The following is an 8879-nucleotide window of genomic DNA, read 5'->3' on the forward strand; positions in this document are numbered from 1 at the left end:
GATACAGTCCGCCGCGTGTCCGAAAATGAAACCTCCGTTCCCAACTCCGCGCTCGACTCCCACTGTTCGGGCTGCGGATCGCCCTACGGAGAGGGCGTCTCCGGCTGGCCCCGCACCTGCCCCGCGTGCGGCACCGTGGCCTACCGCAACCCACTGCCGGTCGCGGTGGCCCTCCAGCCCGTGTACGACACGCAGGGCACCGCCCTGGTCGTCATCACCCGCACCGTGACCCCCGCGCGCGGGGGCGTCGCCCTGCCGGGCGGCTACGTCGACCACCGGGAGGACTGGCGCCAGGCCGTCGTCCGCGAGCTCAAGGAGGAGACGGGCATCGACGCGGCCGGCCGCGACGTACGCCTCGCCGACGCCATGAGCTCGTCCGACGGCCACCTGCTGGTCTTCGGGCTGCTGCCCGAGCGGCCGGCCGAGGGCCTGCCGCCCTCCACCGCCACCGACGAGACCGAGGGCTGGCACCTGCTGCGCAGGTCGGAGGAGCTCGCCTTCCCGCTCCACACCCTGGCCGTACGGGCCTTCTTCGAGGGCCGCTACATCTGAGCCGTGCGCTCGGCGAGCCCGCGGACGCGGACGGGCCAGGACGGCTCGCTCACCCCGTCCTCGCCCTCCCGCTCCACGACCACCGAACGCCCCTCCCAACGGCACACGTACCGTTCGATCTCCGGTTCCACCCAGCCGTCGCCCGCGTCCGGCACGACCAGCCCACCGCCGGTCCGCCCCGGCGCGGGCGCCCACACCTCGAGTTGTGGCGCGCCGTCCTCCCCGCGCACCGGAACCACCGCTCCCGCGCGCGCGAACACCGGGATGCCCGAAGGAGGAGCGTCGACCAGCACCTGCGCCGGCCCCTCGTACGCCCGCTCCGTCACCACGTCGTACCAGCGCCCCCGCGGCAACCGCACCGCACGCCGGTCCGTCCCGGCACTGAGCACCGGGGCCACCAGCAGACAGTCGCCCAGCAGAAAGGCGTCCTCGCAGTCCCGCAACACCCGGTCCTCCGGTGCCTGCCACCACAGCGGACGCACATACGGAGCACCGGTACGCCGGGCCAGATGCGCCAGCGTCACGAAGTACGGCAGCAGCCGCCGCCGCTCGACGAGCGCCACGCGCGCGTGCTCCAGCACCTCGGCCCCGAACTCCCACGGCTCCCGCCGCCCCGCCCGCGGCCCGGCGGAGGTGCGGAACAACGGCAGGTAGGCGGCCAGTTGGAACCACCGCAGATACAGCTCGGGCGACGGACTCCCGTCGGCCCCGCCCACCTCCGGCCCCGCGTACGGCACCCCGCACAGCCCGAGCCCCACCACCCGCGCCAGCGACGCCCGCAACCCGGGCCAGTCCGTCGTCAGGTCCCCGAACCAGGCGCCGCCGTAGCGCTGCAGGCCGGCCCACCCGGAGCGGGACAGCACGAAGGGCCGCTCGTCGGGCGTCAGGGCCCGCAGCCCCTCGTACCCGGCCCGCGCCATGCACAGCGCGTAGACGTTGTGCGCCTCCCGGTGGTCGCCGCCCCTGCCCTCCAGCGCGTGCCGTGCCGACCGCGGCAACGTAGGCTCCCCGAACGCCGCGAACGACGTGGGCGCGTCCAGGTCGTGCCAGACCCCGGCGAAACCCCGCCCGAGCCGCTCCTCGTAGAGCCCGCCCCACCACGCGCGCGCACCCGCGTGCGTGAAGTCCGGGAAGACCACCTCCCCGGGCCGCCCCACCCCCCGCACGACCGCCCCGGTGGCGTCCCGCACGAACACGTCCGCGCGCCTCCCGTCGTCGTACACCCCGTTGCCGGGCGCGACCGGCACCGCCGGCTCGACGGCCGACACCAGCCGAACGCCCTCCCTGCGCAGCTCCTCGGCGAGCACGGGCAGTTTCGGGAACCGCTCCTCGTCGACGGTGAACACCTGCTGGGCGTCGGTGTGCCCGACACCCAAATGCACCGCGTCCAGCGGCAGGTCCCGCTCCTGATGCCCGGCCACGACCCGTCTCAGGTCCTGCTCGTCGCCGAAACCCCCCTGCGCGTGCTGGTGCCCGAGCGCCCACGCCGGCGGCAGCGCGGGCGCCCCGGTCAGCGACGCCCAGGCCAGCAGCACGCGCGCGGGAGTACCCACCGTCACCCAGCACCGCAGCGGACCGCCGTCCATCCGCAGCACGCTCCGCCCGGGCCGGTCGTGCCCCGACCCGGCCCCCTCCTCACCCTCCCGCAACGCCACCGTGCCGTCCCACGTGCTGTCGTGGAAGACCAGGTGCGTCCCGGCGTCCGCCACCACCAACTGCACCGGCATCGTGACCGGCGTCCCGTCCTCGGCGGCGGCGAAGGGCAGACCGGGACCGGTGTTCCACAGCCGGTACGTGCCGTCGCGCAGCCGGGGACCCGCGGACCGGCCGCCGAGCCCGAAGAACCGGGCGTCGGCCGCCACCTCCGACCGCTGCGTCCAGCGCGCGGGACCGCCGTCGACCGGCTCCCACCAGCGGGGCGGCAGCTCACGGCGCAGCACCACACCCCCGGGCGTCAGCACCTCGACCGCGCCGTGCCGGGACACGGCCACCGTCGCCCGCTCCGCCACCACCCGCCAGCCGCCGTCCTTGTCCGGCTCCAGCACCGCCCGGGGATCCGGCTCCGGGCAACGGCCCGCCAACGCGTACGAGGGCTTTGGTCCGGCCCCGTCCCAGCCCCAGAACACGGCTCCGTTCACCGCGACGAGGATGCGCAGCTCCGACCGGTGGAACCGGACGACACCGCCCCCGGGCGCCGGTTCCACCTCCCGCATCACACCCGGCACCCGCGCCCGTTCCGCACCGCGCGGCGGCAGCCCGGCCGCATCGACACGCCGCCTGCGCCACGCCGCCCGTACCGTACGCAACCCCTGCGCCATGCCCGCGGAACCGACCGTCTTCATCGAACGCACCAGGTCACGACCGTCCATGCTGCTCACCCTGCCATCGCCCAGCGCGCCCAGGGGCGTCGTTCAACTGCCGTTCACCCGTGACCGGACCACATCTTCATGTCATCGACTATGTGGGGCGCGCCCTGGTGCGGAAGTCGATCACATGGCATCGTCCCTGTCAGCCGCGTCACGCGCACACCCCAGCCCGTGCGCGGAGGACGCACACGACGCGCACAGTCCGGGAGCCGCCCCATGCCGACCGAGAACCCCCAGCCGCTCTGGCAGCCGGATGCCCGACGCACCGCCCAGGCACGCATCACCGAGTTCCAGACCTGGGCGGCCGAGCACCACGGAGCCCCCGCCGAGGGTGGGTACGCCGCCCTGCACCGCTGGTCCGTCGACGAACTGGACACCTTCTGGAAAGCCGTCACGGAGTGGTTCGACGTCCGCTTCTCGACCCCCTGGACGCGCGTGCTCGGCGACCGGTCGATGCCCGGCGCCCAGTGGTTCCCCGGCGCCACACTGAACTACGCCGAGCACGCCCTGCGCGCGGCGGCCACCCGCGCGGACGAACCGGCCCTCCTGTACGTCGACGAGACCCATGAGCCGACGACCGTCACCTGGGCCGAACTGCGCCGACAGGTCGGCTCCCTCGCCGCCGGACTGCGCGCCCTCGGCGTCCGCCCGGGCGACCGCGTCAGCGGCTACCTCCCCAACATCCCGCAGGCCGTGGTCGCCCTCCTGGCCACCGCCGCCGTGGGCGGCGTCTGGACCTCCTGCGCACCCGACTTCGGCGCCCGCAGCGTCCTGGACCGCTTCCAGCAGGTCGAACCCGTCGTCCTGTTCACCGTCGACGGCTACCGCTACGGAGGCAAGGAACACGACCGCCGCGACACCGTCGCCGAACTGCGGCGGGAGCTGCCCACCCTGCGCGCGGTTATCCACATCCCGCTCCTCGGCACCGAGGCCCCCGACGGCGCGCTGGACTGGCGGACCCTGACCGCCGCGGACAGCGAGCCGGTGTTCGAGCAGGTGCCCTTCGACCACCCCCTGTGGGTCCTCTACTCCTCCGGCACCACCGGCCTGCCCAAGGCCATCGTCCAGTCCCAGGGCGGCATCCTCGTCGAGCACCTCAAACAACTCGGCCTGCACTGCGACCTCGGCCCCGAGGACCGCTTCTTCTGGTACACCTCGACCGGCTGGATGATGTGGAACTTCCTCGTCTCCGGCCTGCTCACCGGCACCACGATCGTCCTCTACGACGGCAGCCCCGGCTTCCCGGCCACGGACGCCCAGTGGCGCATCGCGGAACGCACCCGCGCCACGCTCTTCGGCACCTCCGCCGCCTACGTCATGGCCTGCCGCAAGGCCGACGTCCACCCGGCCCGCGACCTGGACCTCTCCGCCGTCCAGTGCGTCGCCACCACCGGCTCCCCGCTCCCGCCCGACGGCTTCCGCTGGCTGCACGACGAGTTCGCCGCGAGCGGCGCCGACCTGTGGATCGCCTCCGTCAGCGGCGGCACCGACGTGTGCTCCTGCTTCGCGGGCGCCGTCCCCACCCTCCCGGTCCACATCGGCGAACTCCAGGCCCCCGGCCTCGGCACCGACCTGCAATCCTGGGACCCGAGCGGCCACCCCCTCACCGACGAGGTCGGCGAGCTGGTCGTCACCAACCCCATGCCCTCGATGCCGATCCGCTTCTGGAACGACCCCGACGGCAGCCGCTACCACGACAGCTACTTCGACACCTACCCCGGCGTCTGGCGGCACGGCGACTGGATCACCCTCACCTCACGCGGCTCCGTCGTCATCCACGGCCGCTCCGACTCCACCCTCAACCGGCAGGGCGTCCGCATGGGCTCGGCCGACATCTACGAAGCCGTCGAGCGACTCCCCGAGATCAGGGAATCCCTCGTCATCGGCATCGAGCAGCCCGACGGCGGCTACTGGATGCCCCTCTTCGTGCACCTGGCACCCGGGGCGGCCCTCGACGACGCCCTCCTCGACCGCATCAAGCAGACCATCCGCGCGAACCTGTCCCCGCGCCACGTCCCCGACGAGGTCATCGAGGTGCCCGGCATCCCGCACACCCTGACCGGCAAACGCATCGAGGTCCCGGTCAAGCGCCTCCTCCAGGGCACCCCGCTGGACAAGGCGGTCAACCCCGGCTCCATCGACAACCTCGACCTGCTCCACTTCTACGAAGACCTCGCCCGCAAACGCTCCTGACCAGGACACCGCCGAGCCGGCCGCCCCGGACGGCGGCCGGCTCGGCGCGCCTGCCCGACGCCGTTGTCAGTGCCGCCGATTACTGTGAGTGAGCATTGATCGACCGCTCACAGGGGGAAACAACATGGCGCACACCGACCAGACCGACAAGACCGGCCGAACCGGCCGAACCGGCCGAACCGGCCGAACCGGCCGGACCATGCGACGCGTCCTGCGCCGCGAGATCGCGGGCACCATCGGACTGCTCACCGACGAACACGACTTCCGCGCCATGCGGCGCTACCGCAGCTTCACCTTCCACGACCACGCCGCCTACCTCCGCCAGGTCGAAGCCCTCCTCCGGGCCCGCGCGGCACAGGGCACCCACACCACGGTCGCGCTCTTCGACCCGGAGGAGTACGCCGCCTTCTGCACGGCGGCGGGCCTCGAAGCCGACGCCCCCGCCAGCCGCGCCCGCTTCACCGCCGAACTCGCCACCCACGGCCCGACCGTGCCCTACGAGGGCCAGGCCCTCATCGACCTGCTCCCGGCGCTGGTCGACGAAGCCGTCCGCCAGGCCACCTGGGAGTACACGTCGAGCCAGCTCGCCCGCCTCGGCAACTGCGCCACCTGCGGCGAGGACCTCGGCCGAGCCGCCTTCACCCGCGCCTCCCGCCTCCTCGGCCGCATCCTCGACACGGCACCCCCGGGCAGTCGGCACCTGGTCTGCAGCGTCTTCGGCCACCCGGAGGAAGCCCTGGTCTCCGCCCTCCTCGTCGACCAGGAGACCGACGGCACCCCGCACTTCGACGAGGCCGAGGCCCTGGAGTTCACCAGCGTCCTCGCCCTCGGCCTGGCGACCCACGGCCCCGGCGGACTCGTGATGCGCGTCAGCCCGCCCGACGGCCCCGACCGCATCCACGGCTGGCGCCTGCGGGGCTACGGCCTGCAGCCCCTCACCGCCGCCGAGGTCTTCGACGCCTACTGCACCGACGTCGAGTCCGGCGACCTCGTCTCCCCGGAATCCAACGTCGACTACTGCGCACCGCCCGACCTCGGGGACGACCGCCTGCCACCGGGACACCACCACTGAACGCGGGCGGGGCGCCCCACCCGAAGGTGGAACGCCCCGCACGCGGAGACAACGCCGGCCGCAGCCGCTCTCTACTCGCCGGACAGCACCGCCTGCGCGGCGTTCCGTGCCTCCTCGGCACTGTCCGCCGCCCGGGCGGCCGCCGCGGCCCGCTCGCACTGCGCCAGCGTGAACTTCGCCAGCGTCGCCCGCACGTACGGCAGCGAGGCCGCGCCCATGGACAGGGAGGTGACACCGAGACCGGTCAGCACACACGCCAGCAGCGGATCCGAAGCGGCCTCACCGCAGACACCGCAGCTCTTGCCCTCGGCCTTCGCCGCCTCGGCCGACAGCGCGACCAGGTCGAGCAGCGCCGGCTGCCACGGGTCCTGCAACCGGGACACCGCGCCCACCTGACGGTCGGCGGCGAAGGTGTACTGCGCGAGGTCGTTCGTCCCCAGCGACAGGAACTCGACCTCCTGAAGCACCGAGCGCGCGCGCAGGGCGGCCGACGGGATCTCCACCATCGCGCCGAACTTCGCCCGCAGCCCGGCCTCCCGGCACGCGTCGGCGAACGCCTTGGCATCGGCCCGGTCCGCCACCATCGGCGCCATGACCTCGAGGTAGACCGGCAGGCCCTCCGCCGCCTTGGCCAAGGCCGTCAGCTGCGTACGCAGCACGTCCGGGTGGTCGAGCAGCGTCCGCAGGCCCCGCACACCGAGCGCGGGGTTCGGCTCGTCACCCGGGGTGAGGAAGTCCAGCGGCTTGTCGGCGCCGGCGTCCAGCACCCGCACGACGACCCGACCTTCCGGGAACGCCTCAAGGACCTGCCGGTAGGCGGTGACCTGCTTCTCCTCCGACGGCGCGTTCTCGCTGTCGTCGAGGAACAGGAACTCGGTCCGGAACAGGCCGACACCCTCCGCGCCCGCTTCGACCGCCGCCGGCACGTCGGCGGGACCACCGATGTTCGCCAGCAGCGGCACCTTGTGGCCGTCCGAGGTCGCGCCCGGACCCGTCGAGGCGGCCAGTGCTGCCTTGCGCTCGGCGGCCTCGGCCGTCAGCCGTGCCTTCTTCTCCTCACCCGGGTTCACGAAGATCTCCCCGGTGCTGCCGTCGACGGCGACCACGGTGCCCTCGGGAAGCTCACCGGCGCCCGGCAGCGCCACCACGGCGGGCACGCCGAGCGCCCGCGCGAGAATCGCGCTGTGACTGGTCGGCCCACCCTCCTCGGTGACGAAACCCAGCACGAGTGTCGGGTCGAGCAGCGCGGTGTCGGCCGGCGCCAGGTCCCGCGCGATGAGCACGTACGGTTCGTCGCTGTCCGGGACACCCGGCATCGGCACTCCGAGCAGACGGGCGACGATACGATTCCGCACGTCGTCGAGGTCCGCCACGCGCCCGGCCAGGTACTCCCCGGCACCGGCCAGCAAAGCGCGATACGCGGCGAAGGCGTCGTACACGGCGCGCTCGGCAGTGCTCCCGACGGTGATCCGCCGCTCCACGTCGGCCATCAGCTCGGGGTCCTGGGCCATCATGGCCTGCGCCTCGAGCACGGCCTGGGCCTCACCCCCGGCCAGATTGCCGCGCGCCATCAGATCGGCGGCCACAGCCTCCACGGCCTTGCGGGCACGCCCCTGCTCACGTTCCGCGTCCTCGGCCGGAATCTGCTTCGCCGGCGGCTCCAGGACCGCCGTCCCCATGTGCCGAACCTCGCCGATCGCCACACCGTGACTCACGCCGACGCCTCGCAGCGTTGTCTCCATCTCACCCGTCCCGATAGTGCGGCGGGTCCCGCCGCCGCGGTGGTTGTCCATCCAGCCCACGATGCCGACGCCTGACGGCACGGACGTCACTTCCAGAGGAAGAGACTCTCGCCTGCCTTCACGTCGCCGTCCTCACGGAGGTCGGCGAGTGCTTCGGCGGTGGCCTCCAGGGCCACGATCGGGCAGACCGGCGACTTGCCCGCGGCCTCGACAGCGGCCGGGTCCCAGCGCACGACGCCCTGACCGCGCACGACGGTGTCGCCCTTGTTCACGAGCAGCTCGAACCCCTCGCCGTTGAGCTGCACGGTGTCGATGCCCAGATGGGTCAGCACGCCGTGCCCGCTCTCGTCGACGACGACAAAGGCGTGCGGGTGCAGCGAAACGATGACGCCGTCGACCGGAGCGACCGCCTCGGAGGGCTCCCGCACGGGGTCGATGGCGGTGCCCGGGCCGACCATGGCCCCGGAGAAGACGGGATCGGGCACAGCGGCCAGGCCGATGGCGCGTCCTGCGAGCGGGGACGAGACGGTGGTCATGGGAAGCCTCCCAGGGCGGAGATCTGTACGGGCCGTCACTGCCTGTCCCGGACGGCACACTGAGCAGCAGGGTATGTCATAGGAAGTACCGGTTCCGCATGAGTCTTCCCAATAGAGGTCTAGACCACACTCCCCACGGATTTGCACCCGTTCGGCGGCCCCGTGTACAGTCGTTACTCCTGCCTGAGGTTGAGCGATGCGACGCAACGCGTCCTTGCCTCGGCGGTACCCAACTCATCAGATCCTATCTCTGGATCACCTTCTGCATGTCCGCAGGCGGTGGTCAAGAGCACCGGGAAAGCCTGATAGTGTTGGAAACACCGAAGGGAAGCGCCCGGAGGAAAGCCCGAGAGGGTGAGTACAAAGGAAGCGTCCGTTCCTTGAGAACTCAACAGCGTGCCAAAAGTCAACGCCAGAT

Annotated in this window: 6 protein-coding genes; 3 read left to right on the forward strand and 3 right to left on the reverse strand. The window is 72.6% G+C overall.

All coding sequences use genetic code 11. The features are described 5' to 3' along the window. Positions 1-15 precede the first annotated feature (15 nt). Entirely contained in the window at positions 16-552 is a 537-nt protein-coding gene (locus IE94_RS0132630) for an NUDIX domain-containing protein (protein WP_030191628.1), read from the forward strand. On the opposite strand, the gene IE94_RS0132635 is transcribed toward IE94_RS0132630, so the two are convergent. Continuing rightward, positions 543-2921, reverse strand: coding sequence for a glycoside hydrolase family 31 protein (locus IE94_RS0132635; protein ID WP_030191629.1), 2379 nt, complete (start codon positions 2919-2921; stop codon positions 543-545). The two genes, IE94_RS0132630 and IE94_RS0132635, sit on opposite strands and share 10 nt — an antisense overlap. Positions 2922-3134: 213 nt before the next feature. On the opposite strand from IE94_RS0132635, the gene IE94_RS0132645 reads away from it, so the two are divergent. Both IE94_RS0132645 and IE94_RS0132650 read left to right on the forward strand, forming a co-directional pair. Then, positions 3135-5111, forward strand: a complete 1977-nt coding sequence (locus IE94_RS0132645) for an acetoacetate--CoA ligase (protein WP_030191631.1) — start codon at positions 3135-3137, stop codon at positions 5109-5111. Positions 5112-5235: 124 nt separating this feature from the next. Then, positions 5236-6183 (forward strand): hypothetical protein, encoded by a 948-nt coding sequence (locus tag IE94_RS0132650; RefSeq protein ID WP_425337995.1) that lies wholly within the window; start codon positions 5236-5238, stop codon positions 6181-6183. Positions 6184-6254: 71 nt separating this feature from the next. On the opposite strand, the gene ptsP is transcribed toward IE94_RS0132650, so the two are convergent. Both ptsP and IE94_RS0132660 read right to left on the reverse strand, forming a co-directional pair. Then, entirely contained in the window at positions 6255-7925 is a 1671-nt protein-coding gene (gene ptsP, locus IE94_RS0132655) for a phosphoenolpyruvate--protein phosphotransferase (protein ID WP_030191635.1), read from the reverse strand. 86 nt (positions 7926-8011) lie between these two features. After that, the gene (locus tag IE94_RS0132660) at positions 8012-8461 is read right to left on the reverse strand and encodes a PTS sugar transporter subunit IIA (RefSeq protein WP_030191637.1); all 450 of its coding nucleotides are present in this window, start codon (positions 8459-8461) and stop codon (positions 8012-8014) included. Positions 8462-8879: the final 418 nt, after the last annotated feature.

Source organism: Streptomyces violaceorubidus (genome assembly GCF_000717995.1).
In the GTDB taxonomy this organism is placed as follows: Bacteria; Actinomycetota; Actinomycetes; order Streptomycetales; family Streptomycetaceae; genus Streptomyces; species Streptomyces violaceorubidus.